Consider the following 20,839-nt stretch of genomic DNA (forward strand, 5'->3'; position numbering starts at 1 on the left):
GGAAGCTTCTCTCGCATGTCACTGACGGTGACTGCGGGTGCTGCGCCCTGACTGTGGGTGAGCCACCCCGCTGCGTCGAGTCCTGGGACGGAACCCATGCGAACGAGGATCACCAGGCATCTGGAGTCCGCCTTCCCTGAGCTGGCCGTCGGTGTGAAGGCCGCGCCGGGACGCCGGCCGGTCCTGCCACCGGAGTTCAACTGGCGCGACTACACCGTGCTACTGCTGCACGTGGCTGCGGAGATCGAGCACTCGCTGATGGTGCAGTACCTCTTCGCCGCGTACTCGCTGGGCGGACCACAGGTCCCCGAGCGCCTGCGCGCGGACGTGCGGCGCTGGCAGGAGATCGTCCTCGGCATCGCCAAGGAGGAGATGGGCCACCTGCTCACCGTACAGAACCTCCTGATCGCGCTCGGCGGCCCGGTCCACCTCAGCCGGGAGGACTATCCGTGGGGCACGGACTTCTACCCGTTCCCGTTCACGCTCCGGCGGCTCACCCCGGAGACCCTCGCCCGGTACATCTGCGCCGAGAGCCCGCCCAACTGGACCGGCGAGGAGGCCGAGCGGATCCGGCAGCTGGCCGCCGGCAAGCAGGGCGTGCCGGTGAACCGCGTGGGCGCCCTCTACGAACGGCTGGCCGACATCCTGGGAGACCGCGGCCGGATCCCGGACGCCGCCTTCCAGGCCGAAACCCTTCCCTATCAGGCCTCCTGGAACGAGTGGGGCCGCGGCTACACCCTCGGTGAACGCGGTCGGGACGCCGGCAACGTGCCCGAGACCCAGTCCCCCGACCTGCTGATCATCGGCGTCTCCTCGCGCGACTCCGCCCTGAACGCGCTGAAACTCATCGGCGAGCAGGGCGAGGCGTTCCCCCCGCTCCAGGCCCCTGTCCCGGCGGCCGGCAGCGCAGTCGGCGCGGGCCCGGGGGAACTCTCCCACTTCTTCCGCTTCCTGACGATCTTCCGCGAACTGGAGCGGCTCGACCCTCCCGACCAGGACGCCGCCGCACGGCCGGTAGCCGAGAACCCGCGCACCGACCACCGGCTCAACGAGGAGACCCTGGCCCTGACGCATGCGCTGGCCCTCGCTCCGGACCAGCCGCGCCCCGAGGTCACCCCCATCACCCACCCCGAGGCCGCCCGCTGGGGCCACCTGTTCAACCTGCGCTACCGCATGTTGCTGACCGACGTCGCGCACGCCTTCCGCCTGATCGGCCCGCTCGACAACGGCACCGCCCTGACCGCACGCGGATCGCTGATCCACCGCACCTTCGGCGAGATGTACAACCTCCGGGCCGTCGCCGGGATGCTGCTCCAACTCCCGCTCGACCGCGAGGGGTCCACCGGTCTACTGGCCGGCCCGCCGTTCGAGATGCCGTACACGCTGGACCTCCCGGCGGGCGACCGTAACCGCTGGCTGCTCCAGCACGACCTCACCGAGGCCTCGCTGCGCGCCGTCGACACCCTGCTCCGGACGAAGCCGACGGCCGAGGGCGAGGCGTACCTGCGCGCGCTGCGCGAGACCGACCTCCAGGCGCGGGACTTCGTCGACCGCGTCCTGGCCGAGCGCTGAACGACCCCGGGGGAGCGACCAACCACCTACGAGGAGAGAGCGTGGCCATCAAGGAACTCCGGATTCTCCCGCCCCTGGCGATCGGCCGCCTGGGCGCGGCCGCCCGGCCGATGGACAACTACGAGGCGCTGGTGGACCCGCACCGCCCGCTGGCGCCCCGACAGCTGCGACCGGCCCCGACCTTCGAGGTGGATCCGGACAGCGGGGCCATCAGGTCGTACGAGGCCCCGCCCGAGCTGCGATTCACCGAGAACGGCGACGTCCGGCCGGTGGCCCCGTTCCTTGAGGTCTGGGCGCTGACCTCGGAGCCGGGCCGGGAGGACGTGCTGGAGCCGCTGACCCTCGACCTGCTGGCCCGGAACGGGCTCGGCCCCGAGGACGTGCGCTGGACGGTGCACGTGGCCAACCACAAGATCCACCGACGGACCGGCGACGAGAACGACCGGATCGACGCGCAGGTCGGCCCCGTCAACGACCACGCGGTGCACCCGCTGAACGGCACCTGCCCGAACTTCTGGGCGGACCGGCACCTTCCGCTCGGCCACGTCCGGTACCTCAGACCCACCCCTGAGTTCCCCGGGATCAGGCTGCGCTTCACCCCCGCCGCCGGCCGCGTCTACGGCTCCAGCAAGGAGGAGCACCCGAAGCCCGACCCGAACGTGACGGCCTTCCTGTACGACGCCAACCGGGGCGGCTGGCTCGGCTACCACGACGACCCCGCCAGTCCCCGGGTGACCAACCCCTCCCAGATCTACGCCGGGTCTTCCGACCAGGACGGCAACTGGGTCAGCAAGGGCTATCTGGACGACGAGTGCGACGGCCTGGTCAGGGCGGAACTCACCATCGACGGCACCCTGTTGAGCGCCTACGGCCGGATCGGTGCCGGCCCGCCGGCCTACGCTCCGGACAGCTTCCCGGTCCGCGCCGTCGCGGACGAACTGGAGCAGGCCATGTTCGGCCCCACCGTCACCCCCGACGAGGTCTCCCTGGCGGCCGCCGAGGAGGTGGTCCGGCGCGCCTTCGACACCGTCCGGCTGATGAACACGGCCGTCCTGAACGGCAACACGGTGAACGGCCAGATCCGTGGCGCCTCCACCATGGTCGCCCAGGACACCAACGACACCGGCCGCCTGTACGAGCCGATCATGGCTCCGTCGCTGGTCGACCGCACCGCGCTGCTGAACCTGCACCAGCAGGTGCTCACCGGTCTGCGCAGCGGCACCGCGCCGTGGTTCGCCGACGTGCTGCGCGACTTCGACGACGTCGGCGACCTGTCCGACAAAGGACGGCGCAAGATGCCGGCCCTGATGCGCGGCGCGGACGGTCGCTCCCTCGCGCTGACCCGCCGCCAGGTCGACCTCATCCGCAAGGTCGCCCAGCTGGCGATCTTCACCGACAACGGGCCCGCCAGCGCCGCCACTTCGGCCGCCGCCCCCGAGGAGCAGGGATGACAGAGCCCCAACCGATCACCTCGATCCAGCCGACGAACCTCTCGGCACAGCTGCACTACCGGGCGCCCGGCAATCCGCCCAGCACCCTGGCGGCCGCGGCCATCTCCAACGCCTTCCCCGGCCTCGAATTCGACTTCCGCAACATCTGGCGCCGGATCCTCGAAGGCGTCGAACTGCACGAGGCGGACAACCTGGTGGTCCGGGCCGACCCGGACCACCAGGTCCTCGAAGGCTGCCGGCTGCTCAGGGTGGCCGGTGAACCGGTGGTCGGCAGCCTGGTCGGCCCGCAGTTGCCCCGGGGGGCGTCCGGCCCTCTCACCTCGGCCGCCAACCCCGACGGTGTGACGATGCTGGAATGGTCCAACTCCCTCGCCAAGGTCCTGGACGACCATGCCGGTCGGGCGGTGACCTGCGAGTTCACCATGCAGCCGAGCGACAACCCGGTCGGCATCCCGGACGACCCGGCCAAGCTGCGCTCGGTCGACCTGGTCGTCCGCCCGTTGTTCGCCATCAGCGAGGCGGCGCAGGACCGGCTGGCGGTGATCGACGAGCAGCTGGCGCAGCCCGGCGACCTCACCCGCAGCCTCTGCTCGCCCTGGCAGAACGACTACCGCGAGTGCGCCTGCTACTACTGGGCGGCCAGCCGGCCCGACTACGTCAACGTGGACGTGGACGAGCAGGGCGTCAGCATCGGCAACCACTGGCTCTCGGTGCACCGCGAGCCCAGGGAGTACGTGCTCGACAACGGCCGGGACACCCGCCTCCTGACGTACGACGACCTCTTCCGGGAGTGGCAGCAGCACCTGCGGTTCATCGTCGGTGGCCGGGACTACCCGGACCACCGCTGACCATCCGGTCCATCTCTGGCGAGGCCCATCCGATGAATCCTTCCCCCACCGGATCCGCGACCTGCGGACCCGCCCGCGAGCTGTTCGAGCTGTCCACCCCGGCCAGCCCCGACCTCCACCTGCTGCGTACCGAGGTCGGCCGGCACGCCCTGGTGGTCAACGGCAGCCGCCTGTTCGACCTCGACGCGGACAGCTACCGGGCCCTCGACCGCGCCCGGCACGCCGGGGACGGCCCCGAGCTCTCCCGGCTGATGTCCGAACTAGGGCTGGACGCACCACAGTTGATCGACGACCAACCGCCCGTCGAGCCACCGGTGCGCGCGCTGTCGCTCTCGGTGGCGCAGAAGTGCAACCTCGGCTGCACCTACTGCTACGCCCAGCAGGGCAGCTTCGGCAAGACACCCACCAGCATGCCGGTCGAGACCGCGCTCGCCGCGGTCGATCTGCTCTTCCGCGCCGCCGCACCGGGCGAGCGGGTGAACCTCTCCTTCCTCGGCGGCGAGCCGCTGCTCAACCGGCCCGTCGTGCACGCCGCCACCGAGCATGCGGCGCGGCTCGCGGCGGAGCGCGACGTGCCGGCGACCTTCTCGATCACCACCAACGGCACCACGGTGACGGCCGCGGACGCCGACTTCTTCGAGCGGCACGGCTTCGCGGTGACGGTGAGCCTGGACGGCACCCAGCAGGTGCACGACTCGCTGCGCCCGTACCGGGGCGGACAGGGCAGCTTCCGGAAGGTGATCGCCAATGTGGCCCCGCTGCTGGCGGCGCAGCGCCGGATGCAGGTCTCCGCCCGGGTGACGGTGACTCCGCACAACCTCGCCCTGCGGGACACCCTGGACTCCTTCGTCCAACTCGGCTTCCACAGCGTCGGCTTCTCGCCACTGCTGAACTCCCCGACCGGGCGGGGCGAACTGACGCCCGCCGATCTCGAAGTGATGCTCAATCAGATGGTGGAATGCGGTGAGGAGTTCGAGCGGCAGGTGGTCGCCGGCCGCCGCTACCCGTTCGCCAACCTGGTCAACGCACTGCGTGAACTCCACCGGGGCACCCACCGTCCGTACCCCTGCGGCGCCGGCGCCGGGTACCTGGGCGTCTCGGCGGAGGGCGAGCTCGCCGCCTGCCACCGCTTCGTGGGCGATGCCCGGGGCGCGATGGGCAGCCTCGACCGGGGCGTGGACCGCGATCGCCAACTGGCCTGGCTGAGCGAGCGGCACGTGCACCGCCAGGAACCGTGCCGCTCGTGCTGGGCGCGCTACCTGTGCGGCGGCGGCTGCCACCACGAGGTGATCGACCGCGGCCGCCCCGCCTGTCAGTACATCCGCGGCTGGCTGCACTACGCCCTGGGCGCGTACCACCGCCTGCTCGCCCGGAAGCCCGACTGGTTCCGCCCCGGGCCGGCCACCGGGACACCGGCGTGAGCGAGCGAAGCGAGCTCACGATCAGCAGGTGCGCGTTGCGCGAAGCGCCTGCCGAGTGGTGGGGGTACCCCCGGCCGGAGGCTGGGGGAGAGGTGGGCGCATGAGCGTCAGGGCGGCGCCCGCCTCCCGGATCGACACCGAGATCTGCGTCCTCGGTGCCGGACCGGCGGGGGCCCTGTGCGCCCGACGGCTGGGCGAACTGGGCCACCGGGTACTGCTCGTGGAGCGGCATCCGTTCCCGCGCCCGCACATCGGCGAGGCACTGACGCCGGCCGTCTGGCCGCTGCTGGACAGCCTCGGGCTGCTGCCCGCCGTACGCGGCGCGGGCTTCCTCACCCCCACCTGGTCGAGCGTGCGCTGGGCGGACGAGCAGGTGCGTCGGATTCGCCTGCCGGCCGGTACGTGCGGACTCACGGTCTGCCGCGGGCGATTCGACCAACTCCTGCTGGACGCCGCCCGATCCGTCGGCGTCACGGTGCTTCAGCCTGCCCGCGCCCACCGGCCCGACCGCCGCGCCGAGGGATTGGAGGTGCCCGTCACGACGCCCGACGGGTCCCGGCTCCTGCGCGCCCGGTTCCTGGTCGATGCCACCGGGCGGGCACGGATCCTCGGCGGGCGCGTGACGCGCACCGGCCCGCGGACCGTCGCGCTGTACGCGGCCTGGCACGTCGAGACCCGGCAAAGCCCGCCGACCTGCCTGGAGGCCGGGCCGCACGGCTGGCTGTGGGGCACGCCCCTGCCGAACGGGTCCTACCGGGCCATGGCCTTCACCGACCCGGAACAGCTGCACCGGTCCGGCGTCCGCCGCTCCTCCCTCGCCGGCTTCCTGCGAAGCCTGCTGGGCGGTTCCGAGCTGCTGCGCGGACTCGCGGGAGAGCGGCCCGCGAGCGCGGTGGCGGTCTGCGACGCCACCGGTTACCACAATCCCGACCCCGTTGGCGAGGACCGCATCAGCCTGGGCGAGGCGGCCTTCGCCCTCGACCCGCTCTCCTCCTCCGGAGTGGACAAGGCCCTGCAGACCGCCATGGCCGGGGCGGTCACCGTGCACACCCTGCTCGACCCGGGCGGCGACCGGAAGGCCGCGCTGGCCTACTACCGCGACAGCCAACTCGCCTCGGTCGAACAGCACGCACGCTGGGCCGGCGGCCACTACGCCGAACACCTCCCGCACCGGGGCAACACCTTCTGGCGTCGGCGCGCCCGGCCGCTCCCCGCCCCCGGGCCGGCCGCCGCACCCGCGCCCCGCACGAACCTGGCCGCGCTGATGCACCGGCGGGTCCGACTGGCACCGGCCGTTCGGCTGACGGGCACCCCCTGCGTGGTGGGCGACCAGGTGGCGCTCCGACCCGCGCTCACCCACCCCGCGCTGCCCCGGCCGGTGGCCTACCTCGGTGGGCACGCACTGGCCCCACTGGCGGAAGCCCTGCGCGGCGAACACACACTCGCCGAGGCCCTGCGGGCCTGGAGCCGCACCCTGCCGGCCGAGCAGGCCCTGGCCGTCGCCGCCTGGCTGTACGAACGAGATCTGCTGCTGCTCCAGCCGTGACCGGAGGCGCCTCCCATCGTGGTGACGCCCGATCACCTTCACGTGCGCCTGATCGAGGGTCACGGGAGACCCGACGCCACGCGAGGTCGTGGCGCCATGACGCCGTGGCCGACGGACTGGGGCGGCGTCAGCGGCGCGAACGGCGGCGGAGATCCACGATGACGCCCGCGAGGCCGCCGAGCGCGACGGCGGGGACGACCGACGCCGCCCAGGGTTGGCCGGCCAGCGCTCCTGAGACCATCACCAGAGCGATGAGGGCCAAGGTGACCGTCCAGGCGGGGATCGATCGCGGCAGCAGCGGTAAGGACTGGCCGTTCCGCCACTGCCGGGCCACCCTGACGGCAAGAAGAACCATTGCGACCGCGAGAAGCGGCGGCACCATGTCGTGGGTCATGTCGCCAGGATGCCATGCCCGGGATACGGGCGATCTGTGCACGACCCGGCACTTCCGCGGACCCCCGTCCCGGGTGATCCGGCTGACCACCCGGTTCCGGGTGGGGTCGACCCCCTGCCCCTCAGCCGCTGCCGACCCGACGGATGCCGATCTGATTTCCGACAAGCCATTGAGGGCGGGCCACTCACACGCCTACACTCGCGCCCGTCCGTGACCTTCCGTCCCGGACACCCCCACGTACCCGGGCCGTTCGATCCGACCCGGGTCACCCGCCGACGTCCCCCAACCAACCCTCATGGAGGACTACTTGAAGGCAGCAACGATACGCCGCATGCTCCTGGCGGGGGTGAGCAGCCTGGCCCTCGCGGCCTCCGGCGCGCTCGCCGTCCCGACGGTCGGCAGCGTCGTGGCCACCGGCTACCCGGTAGCCCATCCCACGGTGGCCGACTACGCCCAGGTGTCGACCGGCGCCACTCCCCCCACCCAGACGCAGTGCGCGAGTGCGGGCCGCCGCTGCTTCAGCCCGCAGGCTGTCCGGGCCGCCTACAACCTCGGTCCGCTGTACGCCAACGGCTATGACGGTCGGGGCCAGACGATCGCCATCTTCGACTCGTACGGCAGCGACACCATGGCGCATGACCTGCACGTCTTCGACCAGGCGTTCGGCGTCAACGCGATGTGCGGCGAGGAGGGCGTGACCTGTCAGCCGGGCATGCCGACCTTCAGCGAACTGCACGTCCAGGGTTCGCCGGGCACCACCGCGCCGCCGTCCACCAGCCAGGGCACCGGCCAGGAGAGCAAGGCCGCCTGGGCGCTCGAGGTCGCGCTCGACGTCGAGACCGCGCACGCGATGGCCCCGGGTGCCAACATCCTGCTGGTCTCCACGCCCACCGCGGAGACGCTCGGCGTCCAGGGCTTCCCCGCCCTGATGAACGCCGAACAGTACGTCGTCGACCACCACTTGGCGAACGTCATCTCGCAGTCCTTCGCCTCCGCCGAGGGGGCGTTCGGCAGCCCCCAGTCGATCGAGCCCCTGCGGCACGCCTTCAAGTCGGCGGCCCTGAACGGCGTCACGGTGCTCGGCTCCTCCGGCGACAACGGCACGGCCGGCTCGGAGAAGACCCCGGTGAAGTCGGGCGGCACCACCCTCCCGTACCCGTCGGTCGAGTGGCCGGCCTCCGACCCGCTGGTGACCGGCGTCGGCGGCACGTACCTGTGCACCGACCCCAACGCGACCGGCGGCCGGACCGTCGACAGCACCGACAATCCGGGCAAGTGCCAGGCCAACCCCGGTGCAGCCGAGGTCGGTTGGACCAACGCGGGCGGCGGGTTCAGCCAGGTCTTCGACAAGCCCGCCTACCAGTCGGCGCTGCCCGCCGGCTCCACCCCGATCGGCGCCAAGCGCGGCGTGCCGGACGTGTCCCTCCAGGCCGCCTCCAGCACCGGCGCGCTGGTCTACCTGTCGCTGCCGCCGGACGGCTCCTCCGGCCTCAACTGCGGTGGCACGCCGTGCAGCACGGGCTGGTACGACATCGGCGGCACCTCGCTGTCCTGCCCGCAGTGGGCCGGCCTGGTCTCGATCGCGGACCAGATCAACGGCGGCGGCCTCGGCCAGATCAACCCGGCCCTGTACAAGCTGAGCACCGACCCGGCGAAGTACGCGGCCGACTTCAACGACGTCACCCTCGGCAACAACACCGCCGACCCGACGGTGCCTGGCTACCCCGCCACCACCGGCTGGGACCCGATCACCGGCCTCGGCACGCCCAACGCGGCGAACCTGCTGCCCGACCTGGTGAGCGCCGCCCACACCGGGTGAGTCCGGTCGGCAGCACGAGGGGCCCGGCCGCACCGAACCGCGGTGGGTGACGGGTCCTGACCACTTCGCCCCGTCGAGCCGTTGCCCGACGGGGCGAAGTCGTGCGGGAGAAGTCGGCCGGCCCGGCCTCTCACGCGGTGTCGGGGTCGGTGTCGATGGACTCGCGCGGGCCCGCGCGCCGGGGCACGGCGGCCGGTCGGCCCGAACTCCCCCGCACCACCAGCTCGCCGGCCAACTCCACCCCCGCCGTCGGCGCCGGCTGCCCGCGCACCTGGTCGAGCAGCCGCCCGACCAGCGAGACGGCGATCGCCTGCAGCGGCAGCCGGACCGAGGTCAGCGCCGGATGGAGATGACGACAGAGCGGCGTGTCGTGGAAACCGGTGACCGCGACCCCGCCCGGCCCGACCGTCAGCCCCTCCGCCCGCACCGCCTCGTACACGTCCAGCGCCAGCAGGTCGCTGCCCGCCACGACGGCGGTCGGCCGGTCGGGCCCGCGCAGCAGCGCCCGTACCGCCGCGGTCCCCGAGGGCGCCGACGCCTCCGGACGCGCCGCCGTCCGCGGGATGTGAGCCGTTGCGGCAGCCAGCCCCAGTCGGCGGGACTCGGCGAGGAAGCCCGCCCGCCGCGCCGCCATCCAGGGCAGTTCCTCGGAAGCCCCGAGGTAGCCGATCCTCCGGTGGCCGAGCGCGGCGAGGTGGCGCACCACGGCGGCCATCGCGGCGTCGTTGGCGACGTCCACCCAGTGCTGCGGCTCACCGGGCCCCGTCCGGCCGAAGGTGACGAACGGGACGCCGAGCCGGGCGACGTGCCCGACCCGGGCGTCCTCGCGGACCACGTCCGCCAGAACCAGCCCGTCGACCTGGCGGGCCGCCACCAGTTCGTCGACGGCGGCCGACGGATCCGCCGTGGGCGGGACGGGCCGGAACAGCAGCACCCGCTGCCCCTGGGCCCCGGCCGCGTCGACCAGGGCCTCCAGGAAGCCGGCCATCAGCGGGTTGGGGTCGAAGGGGTCGTCCACCGGGGCGAGGTAGCCGATGGTGCGCCGGGCGCCGCTGCGCAGCGAGCGGGCCGACTGGTCGGGCTGGTAGCCGAGTCCGCGGATCGCTGCGGTCACCCGCGCCAGCGTCGCCGGGCGGACCCGGTGCGGGGCGTTGAGCGCGTTGGAGACGGTCTGCCGGGACACCCCTGCCGCGCGGGCGACCTCCTCGATGGTGGTGGCGCCGCGCCGCGGTCGGCGTGGTCCCTCGGGCATGCCGTCCTCCAGGCCGGTGATCGGGGTGGTCAGGGGCGGCGCAGCGTCAGCAGCCCGCCGCGGGGTACGGGGATCCCCTGCGCCCGGTCGAGCTCGACCTCGCCCTGCCGGACGATACGCCCCCGGGCGTCCTGCACGGTGACCGCGGCCGTCCCGCGGCCGCCGGTCAGCCGGACGTCCGGGTCGGCGTCGGCGTTGGCCACCATGAGGGTGCGCCAGTCCGTACCCGAGGCGTCCACCGGCAGGGCCGCGTAGCGGGCCACCACGACGGTCCCGGCGCCGAGGGCGGTGACCATCGGGTACCCGAGGTCCGGACGGGCCGGGCGCAGCTCGCCGAGTTGCAGGGTGTCGAGGTGCGCGCGGAAGACGCCCAGCCAGAAGGCGATCGTCTCCCGCTGGGCGGTGCTCTGCGCGGCAAGGTCGACGGAAACCTGCGGCACCGAGAACAGCACGTTGATCAGGTGGCAGGCGATCTGCTCCGGCGGCTCGGCCGGATGCCACATCAGCATGTCGGAGTGGACCGGGACGGGTCCGGCGGCGAGCCGCAGGTCGACGGTCCGCTGCCGGTTCTCCTGCGGGCCGAGTGGGCAGTCGGTGGCGCGGACCATGGTGACGTAGGGCCACAGGCCCGGGCTGACGTACGGCTGGCGGTGCTCGACCATCGCCTCGGGATCGGCGGCGGTGATCCGGCCGCGGATGGCGGCGAGCAACCGTTCCACGCCCTCGTCCACTCCCGTGCAGTCCGCCTCCGGGCCGGCGGCGGGGGGCTCGGCGCGGACGAACGAGTCGACGAAGTCGACCTTGAGGCCGTCCATGCCCCACTCCTCGACGGCGCGGGCGAGCCGGTCGGTGAGGAAGTCGCGGACCTCGGGATAGCGCGGGTCGGCGACGATCGCGCCCAGGTGCGCGGCGTCGGCGAGGGCGTGGTGTCCGATCTTCCGGTAGGCGGCGCTGTCCTTGCCGATGAACGGCAGCGCGTACCAGAGCAGGTAGCGCACGCCGAGCTCGTGCACCCGGCGGACGTGGGCGGCGGTGTCGGGCAGTGAGACCGGCTCCCAGTCACCGCAGTGGGCGTAGCCGCGGGTGCGGTCGGCGGTCATCCAGCCGTCGTCCACGATGATCACGTCCAGGCCGAGCTGTTTGCCGAGCGCGGCCTGGGTCTCGACGCCCTCGGGCGTGATGTCCTGGTGCATCGAGTACCAGGTGGAGTAGGCGGGGCGGCGGGCGGCCTCGGGGATGTCGGCGGTGCGGCCGCTCCCCCACCAGGCGGCGAGGTCGGCCAGGCAGCGGGCGAAGTGCCGCCCCGAGGTGTCGATCCGTACGGTGAGCCGGCCCTCGGCCTGGGCCCAGAACCGGAACTCGCCGGTCTCCTCGACCACTCCGGCCCCGGCCAGCACGTCGGGGCGCTCGGCGGCGAAGGCGCACAGCGCGACGTCCCCGGTGCCGACCAGCGCGGCGATCGGCGCGCCGGCCGCGAGGCCGGTACGGCGCGGGGCGCTCCACGCGGCGGGCAGCCAGCCGGTGCCGCGCGGCTCGGGGGTCCAGAAGGCGGTGGCGTCCACGCAGGGGACCCGCCACTCGATCCGCACGTCCCCCGGGCTCTCGGCGCTCACCTCGACCACTCCGTCGGCGACCGCACGGACGGCGGCCGCGCCGCTCGCCTTCAGGTCCAGACCCTCCGCGTACAGCGGGCGCAGGCCGTCGGCGAGGATGGGGGCGTGCGGTTCCCAGATGTCGCTCACGGTCTCGGACATGCTCAGCCTTTCGTGGCGCCGGCCAGCAGGCCGGAGATGAACTGCCGCTGGAGGACCAGGAAGAGGACCATCATCGGCAGGGTGGACAGCGCGGTGCCGGAGAGGATCGCGCCGTAGTCGGTGGTGCTCTTGTTGCCGTACAGGGTCGCGAGGGCCACCGGCAGGGTGTGCATGTCGGGGCTGCGCAGGGCGATCAGCGGCCAGGCGAACTGGTTCCAGGAGCCCAGGAACAGGAAGATCGAGAGAGCCGCCAGGACCGGCCGCATGACCGGGACGACGACGCTCCACAGCACCCGGAACTCGCCGGCGCCGTCGACCCGGGCGGCGTCGAGCAGTTCGTCCGGCAGGCCGCTCAGCGACTGGCGCATCAGGAAGATCGCGAAGGGCACGCACAGGCCGGGCAGGATGATCGCCTGGTAGGAGTCGAGCAACCCGAAGCTCATCATCATCTTGAACAGCGGTACCAGCATGACCTGTTCGGGCACCACGAGGGTGGAGAGCAGCAGCGCGAAGAGCAGGGTGCGGCCGCGGAAGCGGAACTTGGCGAAGGCGTAGCCGGCGAGCAGCGCGACGACCAGCGCGCCGGCCGTCTGGACTCCGGCCACCAGCAACGAGTTTCCGATCACCCGGAGCAGCCCGATCCGGTGCTGGAGCCGGTCCAGGTTGTCGCCGAGGTGGCCCCCGGGCAGCAGTGCGGGTGGCCAGTCGAAGATGTCGGTGTCCTTCCGGGTGGTGGCGATCACCAGCCAGTAGAACGGGCCGACGGACAGGCCGGTGACGGCGGCGAGGAGGAAGGTCAGCGGCCAGCCGCGCAGCTTCTTGAGGTTCATCTGTCCTTGTCCCCCATCAGGCGCATCTGGACCGCGCCGAGCACCGACACCAGCAGGGTGAGCGCGTAGGCGATGGCGGAGGCGTAGCCGAAGTCGAAGTACCGGAAGCCGTTCTGGTACAGGTACATGGACACGGTCAGGGTGGCGTTGTCCGGGCCGCCGCCGGTCAACACGTACGGCTCGTCGAAGAGTTGGAGCGTGCCGATGGTGGACAGCACGACGGTGAACAGCAGCACCGGACGCAACGCGGGGACGGTGACGGCGGTGAAGCGGCGGATCGGTCCGGCGCCGTCGACCATCGCGGCCTCGTACAGCTCCCGGGGGATGGACTGCAGACCGGCCAGGTAGATGACGGCGTTGTAGCCGGTGTAGTGCCAGGTGAGCACCAGGACGACCGACATCCGGGCCCAGAACGGCTGGCCGAGCCAGTCGACGGTGGGCAGGCCGACCGCGTCGAGCAGCCAGTTGACCGCGCCGTCGTCGGTCCTGAGCAGGAAGGCGAACATCACGCCGGCGGCGACCAGGCCGGTGACGGCGGGCATGAAGACGCCGAGTCGCCACACGGCGCGCCAGCGCACCAGGGCGGAGTTGATGCCGACGGCCATCAGCAGGGCCAGGCCGAGCATCAGCGGGACCTGCACGACGAGGATCTCGCCGGTGTTGCGCAGGGCCGTCCAGAACAGCGGATCGTCCAGCAGGCGGCGGTAGTTGGCGAGTCCGGCGGCGCGGGTGGCGGTGCCGGAGCCGGTGGTGAAGGAGAGCAGCAGCGAGTCGACGATCGGGTAGGCCTTGAACACGCCGAAGGTGACCAGGGCCGGGGCGAGCAGCAGGTACGGCAGGGCGGCGCGGCGCCACCGGGGACGGCGGCGGGTCCGTGCGGCCTTCTCGGCGAGTACGACGGGCTGGACGGCGGCGGTCATGCGATGCCGCGTCCGGTCTGCTGGGCGAGCTGCTTGGCGGCGCCCTGGAGGACGGCGGCGGGGTCGCCGCCCTTGAGGAAGACCTTGGTCTGGGCGTCGCCGGCGAGCTTGAGGGCGCGGGCGTAGTCGCCGGAGTAGTTGGTCGGGTCGCCGCCGTCGAGGGCCAGGTCGGCGAAGGTCTTCAGGACGGGCTGGCCGCCGAAGTACGGGTGGGGCGCGGCGTACATCGGGCCGGTGTACGCCGCGGTGAGCGCGGGGAAGACGCCGCCTGCCTCGAACATGCTGTTGACGGAGTCGGGGCGGGTGAGCGCGTACTCGACGAACTTCCAGGCGGCGCGGCGGCGCGGGCTGGCGGCGGAGACGGCCAGGTGGGTGGAGTTGACCAGGGCGGTGCGCTTGCCGCCCGGGGTGACGGCCGGGGGCTTGGCGAGGCGCCAGTTGCCGCTCTGGTCGGCGAACTTGGACTCCAGGTAGTGCGCGGCCCAGGCGGGCGTCGGGGCGACGGCGAGCTTGCCCGCCTTCATCGCGGTGGCCCAGCCCTGGTCGCCGGGGACGTCGGCGATCAGTCCGGCGTCCTCCAAACGCTTGACGGTGGCGAGGGCGCGGACGCCCGGCTCGGAAGCGAGGGTGATCCTGCCCTGGAGGTCGAAGTAGAACGCGCCCTGGAGCTGCATGAGGGACTGCAGGAAGTCCAGGTCGGGGGCCGGGTTGGCGGCCTTGCTGATGCCGATGAGGGAGATGCCCGGGTTGGCGGCCTTGAAGCGGTCGGCGACGGCGATCAGGTCGTCCCAGGTGGCGAGGGCGGTGGGGTCGACGCCCGCCTTGTCGAAGTAGTCCTTGCGGTAGAAGAAGCCGAGCGGGTTGACCTCCCAGGGCAGCGCGTAGACGTGGCCGTCCTTGCCGGTGACGACGGGCCACAGGCCCTTGGCGAACTTGTCCTTGTGCGCGTCGGCGCCGTAGGCGGAGAGGTCGGCGAGGCCGCCGGGGAACTTCTCCAGGTAGCCGGGCAGGTAGTCGCAGCCGATGTGCAGGACGTCGCCGAGGCCCTGGCCCCCGGCCGCCAGACCGACGGTGATCTTGTCCCAGATGGCCGGGTTGCCGATGTCCTGCACGTCGACCTTGATGCCGGGGTTGTCCTTCTCGAAGGCCGGGACGACTCCACGCAGGGCGGCGGCGGCCGTGGCCCAGGACCAGACGGTGACGGTGCCGGTGTCGGCGTCCCCGCCCGAGCCGCCACCCGAGCCGGAGCCGCCGCAGGCCGCCAGGGTGCCACCGGCGGCCAGGGCCAGCAGGCCGGCCCCGGAGGTGCGGAGCAGGTCTCGACGGGAAAGGTGTGACATTGCATCCCTCTCTGTGGGGCGGCGCAGGAGGCAAGGGGGAGAAACGGGGCTCGCGGGGCGCGCTTTGAACGTTCAAACACACAAAATAAGCCAGACCCCAACAGGTTCGCACGAGCGGAAGCCAGCAAACGCCCGCCCGCCACACGCCGTCAACCCCTGCGCGCGTGGCGAGCGAGCTCCGAAACCGATCCGTTACCAGCCCTGCTCGACACCCGGACGGCCGAGGGACCGGACCCGAGGCCGGCGATGGTGCGGCGCCGGCCCGTCCGGGCGCCGCCCTGGCAGGATGACCGCATGGAACGCGTGCTGGGAATCGGTGGGTACTTCCTGCGGGCCGTCGACCCGACGGCCCTGAGCACGTGGTACCGCGACTGCCTGGGGCTGGACGCCGATGAATACGGCCTGTGGCGTCAGGGAACCGGGCCGACGGTGTTCGCGACGTTCGGGTCCGAGACCGACTACTTCGGGTCCCGCGCCCAGCAGACCATGCTCAACTTCCGGGTCCGCGACCTGGACGCGATGCTCGCGCAACTGCGTGCCAAAGGGGCGGACGTCGCCGAGGAGACCCAGGACATGGAGGGCGTCGGCCGGTTCGGCTGGGTCATCGACCCCGAGGGCAACCGCATCGAGCTCTGGCAGCCCGTCTGACTACGGGTCCGCCCGTAACAGCCTTGCGCGGGAAGTCGGCAGGGCCGACCTCCCACACAGCGTCAACGGGACTTCGCGGGGGAGGGTGCTCAGGAGGCTGTTGATTTCAGCGAAGCAACCGGGTTACCGGTTCACGTGAGCGGGTGTTCGGCGGCCCGCTGGAGCACTGTGCGCAGCAGCTCTTCGGCGTTGCCCGGGACGGCTGCCCAGAGCTGCGACTCGACGTGGGCGGCCTGGCGGCGGGGGCTGATGGCGCGGATCGAGCGGGAGAACTGGCCGCTGAGGCACCACCAGGTCTCCAACCGGGCCCAGGTGAGTCGTCGGGTCACTCGGGAACCTCCGAGCGCAGGTAGATCGGGTGGGCGGTTTCGATCCCGATGAACGCGATCGCCCGTACGGCGCCGAACTCGACCAGCTGGTGGGCGATTCGGGCGGCGGAGGCCTGAGAGAAGTAGTCGGCGAGGTAGCCGGCCTGGTCGTCGTCCAGGGGAAGACGGGCGAGGCTGGTGCGGATGGCGTGGAGGGCGTCGGAGAGCTTGGCGAAGGTGGCGGCCTTGGTGACGTCCTTGATCTCGACGGAGACGGGGAAGGGGAGTTCGACGCTCACTGCACGCCTCCGATCAGGGCCCACATCGCCTTGCCGATTCCGCCCTCACGGGGGTGGCAGCCCCAGCCGGCGGCGAGCTGGGAGACGAGCCAGAGGCCTCGCCCGGCCTCCTCGTGGGCGGCGGCGGGATGCGCGACCGGCCGGTTCGGGTCGGCGTCGTGCACCTCGATGCGGAGCGCGCCGGGGTGGAGTTCGAACCGGAGGTAGATGAGCCGTCCGGGCGGGGTCTTGGCGTGGACGACGGCGTTGGTGACGAACTCGCTGAGCACCAACTCGCCGGTGTCGAGCAACGGTTCACCGGCAGGACGGCCGGCGACGAAGTCGCGGAGCAGCCCTCTGGCGACGGGGACGGACTTGTGGTGCCGGGGCAGCCAGCAGGAGTACTTCTCCAACGTTCCGGGCATGGCAGGGCCTCCTCCGCGTGTGGTGGGAAAGATCGCGATCCGAAGGGCGGCGGGAGGCAAAGGGATGCCCGAGCGATGAGCCGCAGGATCACGCTGTGTGGTGCAGTGCACTACGCCAAGTAGCATGCACTGGTGCCGATCTAGATCGCAACATGAAGTCTGCAATTTGCAGAACGCTGCGCCCTTCCCCGACGATCCGTCACAATGCAGATTGGAGAGGGCAAGAGAGGATCGGGCATGAACGACGGACCAAGGCCGACAGTGCGCGGCCGTCGGCTGGGCTCGGAGCTTCGTCGGCTTCGGGAAGCAGCAACAAAGACCGCCGAGGACGCTGCGAATGCTCTTCAGTGCTCCCGCGCGAAGATCAGCCGGATAGAGACCGGATCGGTGGGTATCCGACGGCTTGACCTCGGTGTCCTGCTCGACCTCTACGGGGTGACCGAGCCACGAGACAGAAACGCTCTCGAGATGCTGGCCCGCGACAGCAAGAAGCGCGGATGGTGGCGTGACTACGGCGACACGATCCCTCCCACCTACGCCGATGTCCTCGATCTGGAGGGCGAAGCGCGGTACATCCGGATGTGGCAACCCCTGGTCATCCCAGGCCTCTTGCAGATCGAGGGTTACGCCCGGGCGCTTCTGGAGGCGAACCCTGCCGCCGTCCGCCCGGAGAGGATCGACCCGCTGGTCAAGATTCGAATGGATCGGAAGACGACCTTGACCAAGCCGGACCCGGCGCGCTTCTGGGCAATCATCTGGGAACCCGCTCTCAGGTGCCCAGTGGGCGGAACTGATGTTCACCAGGCACAGCTCAGTTACCTGGCCGAAGCCGCACAGCTCCCCAACGTCACCCTGCAGGTGGTGCCGCTCAACATAGGTGCGACAGCCGGAGCCTGCGGAGCATTCGTGATGTACGGGCTCACAGACTCCCCCACTCCAGGGGCCGTGTTCCTTGAGACACTGACGAGCAGCCACTATTTGGAACAAGAGGCAGAGCTCGATGGCTACGGTCTCGTCTTCGAGTACCTGCGGTCATCGGCGCTGAACCCCGGACAGTCGCTGGATATGATCACAGCAATCGCGGCAGAGACCTGAATGCAAGCGCCACAACATAAGAGGGTGAACCCATGATCGTGCCGGAGATCTCCACTCGGGGTTGGTACAAGAGCAGCTACAGCGCACAGGCTAATGAGTGTGTGGAGACTGGGCGTATCACCGCTGGAGGCATGGCCGTCCGGGACTCCAAGAACCCCAACGGACCGGCACTCGTCTTCCCCGCCGACGCATGGGCGGCGTTCGTCACCGCCGTCAAGACCGGGGACATCCCCACCGCCTGAACGCACCTGCGCGAGAAGTCGGCCCGGCCGACTTCTCGCGCACAGGAGGGAACGCCCGTGCTCACCGATGCCACGACGAGACCTGTCGCCGTCCTGGTCAACGGGCTTCCCGGCGCGGGGAAGACGACCCTGGCCCGCGCCCTGGCCCGCCGCCTCGGGCTGCCGCTGTTCAGCAAGGACGTCATCAAGGAAGCCCACGCCGATGTGCTGGGCACCGAACGCTCCGACGCACCGCAAGGACGCTGGAACGCCTCACTCGGCGCCGCGTCGAGCGAGACGATGTGGGCGCTCCTGGCAGACGCGCCCGCTGGTGCCGTCCTCGAATCCTGCTGGCCGACCCAGTTTCGCGACTTCGTCGTGCAAGGCCTGAACCGCGCCGACAACCCCATCACCGTGGAAGTCTGGTGCGACGTCCCACTGGAGACCGCCCGGCGTCGCTTCGAAGCGCGCCATCCACGTCATCCGATCCACGGCGACCTGCTGACGGCCGACGACTGGGAGCAGTGGCGCCGGAAGGCCGCACCGCTCCGGGTCGGCCCGACCCTCCGCGTCGACACCACCCGGCCGGTCGACATGGAGGCGGTCATCGACTGGATCGGAGCGAACGCGGCGGTGGTGCGGCGCCGGACCGGCTGACCGCCGTCCTGGCAGGATGGCCGCATGGAACGTGTGCTGGGAATCGGTGGGTACTTCCTGCGGGCCGCTGACCCGACGGCCCTGAGCGCGTGGTACCGCGACTGCCTGGGGCTGGACGCCGACGAGTACGGCCTGTGGCGGCAGCAATCCGGGCCGACGGTGTTCGCGACCTTCGACGCCGACACCGACTACCTCGGGTCCCGCACCCAGCAGACCATGCTCAACTTCCGGGTCCGCGACCTGGATGCGATGCTCGCCCAACTGCGCGCCAAGGGAGCGGACGTCGCCGAGGAGACCCAGGACATAGAGGGCGTCGGCCGGTTCGGCTGGGTCATCGACCCCGAGGGCAACCGCATCGAGCTCTGGCAGCCCGTCTGATCGCGACCTTGCGCGAGAAGTCGGCCGAGACCACTTCTCGCGCAGCCTTCGTTCCGCCCTCAGCGGCCGACTTCGCGCAGACGGAAGTCCTCGACCGTCTCCCGCCGGATCAGCAGGCGGGCCCGGCCGTCCTTCACCGCGGCCACCGCCGGGCGGCCGACCAGGTTGTAGCCGGACGCCATCGACAGCTGGTACGCGCCGGCCGCCGGGACGGCCAGCAAGTCCCCCGGGCGCAGGTCGGCGGGCAGGACCGCGTCACGCACCAGGACGTCGCCGGCCTCGCAGTGGCGGCCGACCACGTCCACCCGGGCCCCGCCCGCGTCCGAGCGGCGGCCCACCAACCGTACGCTGTAGGGCGATCCGTACAGCGCCGGGCGCGGGTTGTCGCTCATCCCGCCGTCCACCGCCGCGAAGCAGCAGCCGTCGGCGGTGTGCTTGACGGACAGCACCCGGTAGACCGCCACGGCGGCCGGTCCTGCGATCGCGCGGCCGGGCTCGACCAGCAGGCGCGGCACCTCCAAGTCCGCCTCGGCGCAGCGCACTGCCAGCCGGTCGGTCACCCGCACCGCGAATTCGGCGAGGTCCAACTCCGCGTCCCCGGGCAGGTAGCGGATGCCGTGGCCGCCGCCGAGGTCCAGTTCGGGCAGTTCCACGTCGTGCCGCTCGCGCACCTCGGCGAGCAACCGGACCAGTGCGTCCACCGTCTGGAGGTACGGTTCGATCGAGGTGATCTGCGAGCCCAAGTGGCAGTGCAGCCCGGAAAGTTCCAGCCCGGGCTGGTCGAGCACCCGGGCGATCGCGTCGGCCGCGTCGCCGCCCTCGACGGAGAAGCCGAACTTCTGCCCACCGACCCCCGTCTGCACCGCCGCGTGGTGCCCGGCGGCGATCCCGGGGACGACCCGGACCAGCACCTTCTGCGGGGTGTCGGCGGCCACCAGCGCGGCCAGCCGAGCAATCTCGGCCGGGCCGTCGATGACGATCCGCCCGACCCGCAGCCGCCGCGCCAACCGCAGCTCCTCCGGGGACTTGGCGTTGCCGTGCAGCAGGATCCGCTGCGCCGGGAAGCCGGCCGAGACGGCCAGCCACAGTTCGCCCGACGAACAGACGTCCAGGCCCAGCCCCTCCTCCGCGACCCAGTCGGCCATCGCACTGCACAGGAAGGCCTTGGCCGCGTACAGCACCTCGGCGTGCGGCAGCGCCCGGCGGTAGGCCCGCGCGCGGCTCCGCACCTCGCCCTCGTCCAGGACGTACAGCGGGGTGCCGAACCGCTCGGCGGCCTCGGCCAGCCCGACCCCGCCGACCAGCACCTCGCCGCCCGGGCCGGGCCGCGCCGAGGCCGGCCAGGGGCCGCCGAGCGCGACAGCGGAGGCGGCGGCGGGAACGGGTACGGCGGCGGTGAGCTGGGTCATGGTGGCTCTCCTCGGGTCAGTCTTCGAACTGCATCGCGATGCGGCAGTGCGCCGGGCGGCTACGGTCGTGGGCGGGCGCGGGCTCCGAAGGCCGTACCGGCGGCTCGGGAGCGGCCGGGCGGTCGAGCAGCCGGACCACCCGGCGTAGCGGCGGCTCGACGGCGAGGGCGGAGTCGTTCATGGCGAGGGTCCCTTCGGACGGTGGGCCGCATGGCCCGGACCCCTCCAGTGGAAACCCTCCGCACACCGACCGGCCTTGCCCTTGACGCAGGC

22 protein-coding genes are annotated in these 20,839 nt (G+C 71.8%); 11 read left to right on the forward strand and 11 right to left on the reverse strand.

The genetic code is table 11. From position 1 onward, the window contains the following. The first annotated feature begins 96 nt into the window (after positions 1 to 96). From ACZ3UD_RS11885 to qhpG, 5 genes are all read left to right on the forward strand, one after another. Entirely contained in the window at positions 97 to 1,572 is a 1,476-nt protein-coding gene (locus ACZ3UD_RS11885) for a ferritin-like domain-containing protein (RefSeq protein ID WP_465585402.1), read from the forward strand. A 41-nt stretch (positions 1,573 to 1,613) separates the two neighbouring features. Next, positions 1,614 to 3,023, forward strand: coding sequence for a hypothetical protein (locus tag ACZ3UD_RS11890; protein ID WP_465585404.1), 1,410 nt, complete (start codon positions 1,614 to 1,616; stop codon positions 3,021 to 3,023). After that, on the forward strand, positions 3,020 to 3,871 hold the full coding sequence (locus ACZ3UD_RS11895) for a LodA/GoxA family CTQ-dependent oxidase (protein ID WP_465585405.1): 852 nt from the start codon (positions 3,020 to 3,022) through the stop codon (positions 3,869 to 3,871). The genes ACZ3UD_RS11890 and ACZ3UD_RS11895 overlap by 4 nt, the downstream gene beginning before the upstream one ends. Positions 3,872 to 3,903: 32 nt before the next feature. Then, positions 3,904 to 5,292, forward strand: a complete 1,389-nt coding sequence (locus tag ACZ3UD_RS11900; protein ID WP_465585406.1) for a radical SAM protein — start codon at positions 3,904 to 3,906, stop codon at positions 5,290 to 5,292. A gap of 100 nt (positions 5,293 to 5,392) precedes the next feature. Next, entirely contained in the window at positions 5,393 to 6,838 is a 1,446-nt protein-coding gene (gene qhpG / locus ACZ3UD_RS11905) for a flavin-dependent monooxygenase QhpG (RefSeq protein WP_465585408.1), read from the forward strand. Between the two features lie 127 nt (positions 6,839 to 6,965). Here the strand turns inward: qhpG and ACZ3UD_RS11910 are convergent, their stop codons facing one another. Then, entirely contained in the window at positions 6,966 to 7,232 is a 267-nt protein-coding gene (locus tag ACZ3UD_RS11910; RefSeq protein WP_465585409.1) for a hypothetical protein, read from the reverse strand. A gap of 307 nt (positions 7,233 to 7,539) precedes the next feature. Between ACZ3UD_RS11910 and ACZ3UD_RS11915 the strand changes: the two genes are divergently transcribed. Next, positions 7,540 to 9,051 carry a S53 family peptidase gene (locus tag ACZ3UD_RS11915; protein ID WP_465585410.1) on the forward strand — a complete coding sequence of 504 codons (1,512 nt, stop codon included), beginning with the start codon at positions 7,540 to 7,542 and terminating at the stop codon, positions 9,049 to 9,051. 130 nt (positions 9,052 to 9,181) lie between these two features. Here ACZ3UD_RS11915 and ACZ3UD_RS11920 read toward each other — a convergent pair whose 3' ends face one another. The 5 genes from ACZ3UD_RS11920 to ACZ3UD_RS11940 are packed head-to-tail and all read right to left on the reverse strand — an operon-like array spanning position 9,182 to position 15,147. Continuing rightward, positions 9,182 to 10,303: a LacI family DNA-binding transcriptional regulator gene (locus tag ACZ3UD_RS11920; protein ID WP_465585412.1), complete on the reverse strand. Its 1,122-nt coding sequence runs from the start codon at positions 10,301 to 10,303 to the stop codon at positions 9,182 to 9,184. A 29-nt stretch (positions 10,304 to 10,332) separates the two neighbouring features. After that, positions 10,333 to 12,057: a glycoside hydrolase family 36 protein gene (locus ACZ3UD_RS11925; protein ID WP_465585413.1), complete on the reverse strand. Its 1,725-nt coding sequence runs from the start codon at positions 12,055 to 12,057 to the stop codon at positions 10,333 to 10,335. 2 nt (positions 12,058 to 12,059) lie between these two features. Next, complete coding sequence (locus ACZ3UD_RS11930; RefSeq protein WP_465585415.1) at positions 12,060 to 12,887, reverse strand: carbohydrate ABC transporter permease; 828 nt, start codon at positions 12,885 to 12,887, stop codon at positions 12,060 to 12,062. Continuing rightward, positions 12,884 to 13,807: a carbohydrate ABC transporter permease gene (locus tag ACZ3UD_RS11935; protein WP_465585417.1), complete on the reverse strand. Its 924-nt coding sequence runs from the start codon at positions 13,805 to 13,807 to the stop codon at positions 12,884 to 12,886. The genes ACZ3UD_RS11930 and ACZ3UD_RS11935 overlap by 4 nt, the downstream gene beginning before the upstream one ends. Beyond that, positions 13,804 to 15,147: an extracellular solute-binding protein gene (locus ACZ3UD_RS11940; protein WP_465585419.1), complete on the reverse strand. Its 1,344-nt coding sequence runs from the start codon at positions 15,145 to 15,147 to the stop codon at positions 13,804 to 13,806. Before ACZ3UD_RS11940 ends, ACZ3UD_RS11935 begins: the two co-directional genes overlap by 4 nt. 294 nt (positions 15,148 to 15,441) lie before the next feature. Between ACZ3UD_RS11940 and ACZ3UD_RS11945 the strand changes: the two genes are divergently transcribed. Continuing rightward, entirely contained in the window at positions 15,442 to 15,795 is a 354-nt protein-coding gene (locus ACZ3UD_RS11945; protein WP_465585421.1) for a VOC family protein, read from the forward strand. Between the two features lie 131 nt (positions 15,796 to 15,926). Here the strand turns inward: ACZ3UD_RS11945 and ACZ3UD_RS11950 are convergent, their stop codons facing one another. Genes ACZ3UD_RS11950 through ACZ3UD_RS11960 form a run of 3 tightly spaced genes read right to left on the reverse strand, consistent with a single transcriptional unit; the run spans position 15,927 to position 16,806 of the window. Continuing rightward, positions 15,927 to 16,124, reverse strand: coding sequence for a hypothetical protein (locus ACZ3UD_RS11950; RefSeq protein WP_465585422.1), 198 nt, complete (start codon positions 16,122 to 16,124; stop codon positions 15,927 to 15,929). Further along, positions 16,121 to 16,402 (reverse strand): hypothetical protein, encoded by a 282-nt coding sequence (locus ACZ3UD_RS11955; RefSeq protein WP_465585424.1) that lies wholly within the window; start codon positions 16,400 to 16,402, stop codon positions 16,121 to 16,123. The genes ACZ3UD_RS11950 and ACZ3UD_RS11955 overlap by 4 nt, the downstream gene beginning before the upstream one ends. Further along, entirely contained in the window at positions 16,399 to 16,806 is a 408-nt protein-coding gene (locus tag ACZ3UD_RS11960) for an ATP-binding protein (protein ID WP_465585426.1), read from the reverse strand. The genes ACZ3UD_RS11955 and ACZ3UD_RS11960 overlap by 4 nt, the downstream gene beginning before the upstream one ends. Before the next feature lie 237 nt (positions 16,807 to 17,043). Here ACZ3UD_RS11960 and ACZ3UD_RS11965 point away from each other — a divergent pair, with 237 nt between their 5' ends. From ACZ3UD_RS11965 to ACZ3UD_RS11980, 4 genes are read left to right on the forward strand one after another with little or no spacing between them, the layout of a single operon-like run. Then, positions 17,044 to 17,901, forward strand: a complete 858-nt coding sequence (locus ACZ3UD_RS11965; protein WP_465585427.1) for a helix-turn-helix domain-containing protein — start codon at positions 17,044 to 17,046, stop codon at positions 17,899 to 17,901. A gap of 32 nt (positions 17,902 to 17,933) precedes the next feature. After that, positions 17,934 to 18,143, forward strand: a complete 210-nt coding sequence (locus ACZ3UD_RS11970; RefSeq protein WP_465585428.1) for a DUF397 domain-containing protein — start codon at positions 17,934 to 17,936, stop codon at positions 18,141 to 18,143. A 57-nt stretch (positions 18,144 to 18,200) separates the two neighbouring features. Beyond that, positions 18,201 to 18,779, forward strand: a complete 579-nt coding sequence (locus tag ACZ3UD_RS11975; protein WP_465585430.1) for a P-loop nucleotide/nucleoside kinase family protein — start codon at positions 18,201 to 18,203, stop codon at positions 18,777 to 18,779. A gap of 24 nt (positions 18,780 to 18,803) precedes the next feature. Continuing rightward, complete coding sequence (locus tag ACZ3UD_RS11980) at positions 18,804 to 19,157, forward strand: VOC family protein (protein ID WP_465585431.1); 354 nt, start codon at positions 18,804 to 18,806, stop codon at positions 19,155 to 19,157. Positions 19,158 to 19,216: 59 nt separating this feature from the next. Here ACZ3UD_RS11980 and lysA read toward each other — a convergent pair whose 3' ends face one another. Together lysA and ACZ3UD_RS11990 are read right to left on the reverse strand one after the other, a co-directional pair. Continuing rightward, a complete protein-coding gene (lysA, locus tag ACZ3UD_RS11985) occupies positions 19,217 to 20,566 on the reverse strand; it encodes a diaminopimelate decarboxylase (protein WP_465585432.1) in 1,350 nt (449 codons plus the stop codon). 16 nt (positions 20,567 to 20,582) lie between these two features. Then, positions 20,583 to 20,747, reverse strand: coding sequence for a hypothetical protein (locus ACZ3UD_RS11990; protein ID WP_465585434.1), 165 nt, complete (start codon positions 20,745 to 20,747; stop codon positions 20,583 to 20,585). Positions 20,748 to 20,839 lie beyond the last annotated feature (92 nt).

The sequence above is a fragment of the Kitasatospora sp. NPDC023118 genome, assembly GCF_055560875.1.

Coding starts and splice junctions, on each gene's coding strand:
- lysA (WP_465585432.1), bottom strand. CDS start 20,566: ATGACCCAGCTCACCGCCGCCGTACCCGTTCCCGCCGCCGCCTCCGCT.
- ACZ3UD_RS11920 (WP_465585412.1), bottom strand. CDS start 10,303: ATGCCCGAGGGACCACGCCGACCGCGGCGCGGCGCCACCACCATCGAG.
- ACZ3UD_RS11925 (WP_465585413.1), bottom strand. CDS start 12,057: ATGTCCGAGACCGTGAGCGACATCTGGGAACCGCACGCCCCCATCCTC.
- ACZ3UD_RS11930 (WP_465585415.1), bottom strand. CDS start 12,887: ATGAACCTCAAGAAGCTGCGCGGCTGGCCGCTGACCTTCCTCCTCGCC.
- qhpG (WP_465585408.1), top strand. CDS start 5,393: ATGAGCGTCAGGGCGGCGCCCGCCTCCCGGATCGACACCGAGATCTGC.
- ACZ3UD_RS11910 (WP_465585409.1), bottom strand. CDS start 7,232: ATGACCCACGACATGGTGCCGCCGCTTCTCGCGGTCGCAATGGTTCTT.
- ACZ3UD_RS11980 (WP_465585431.1), top strand. CDS start 18,804: ATGGAACGTGTGCTGGGAATCGGTGGGTACTTCCTGCGGGCCGCTGAC.
- ACZ3UD_RS11960 (WP_465585426.1), bottom strand. CDS start 16,806: ATGCCCGGAACGTTGGAGAAGTACTCCTGCTGGCTGCCCCGGCACCAC.
- ACZ3UD_RS11990 (WP_465585434.1), bottom strand. CDS start 20,747: ATGAACGACTCCGCCCTCGCCGTCGAGCCGCCGCTACGCCGGGTGGTC.
- ACZ3UD_RS11970 (WP_465585428.1), top strand. CDS start 17,934: ATGATCGTGCCGGAGATCTCCACTCGGGGTTGGTACAAGAGCAGCTAC.
- ACZ3UD_RS11945 (WP_465585421.1), top strand. CDS start 15,442: ATGGAACGCGTGCTGGGAATCGGTGGGTACTTCCTGCGGGCCGTCGAC.
- ACZ3UD_RS11965 (WP_465585427.1), top strand. CDS start 17,044: ATGAACGACGGACCAAGGCCGACAGTGCGCGGCCGTCGGCTGGGCTCG.
- ACZ3UD_RS11895 (WP_465585405.1), top strand. CDS start 3,020: ATGACAGAGCCCCAACCGATCACCTCGATCCAGCCGACGAACCTCTCG.
- ACZ3UD_RS11900 (WP_465585406.1), top strand. CDS start 3,904: ATGAATCCTTCCCCCACCGGATCCGCGACCTGCGGACCCGCCCGCGAG.
- ACZ3UD_RS11885 (WP_465585402.1), top strand. CDS start 97: ATGCGAACGAGGATCACCAGGCATCTGGAGTCCGCCTTCCCTGAGCTG.
- ACZ3UD_RS11935 (WP_465585417.1), bottom strand. CDS start 13,807: ATGACCGCCGCCGTCCAGCCCGTCGTACTCGCCGAGAAGGCCGCACGG.
- ACZ3UD_RS11940 (WP_465585419.1), bottom strand. CDS start 15,147: ATGTCACACCTTTCCCGTCGAGACCTGCTCCGCACCTCCGGGGCCGGC.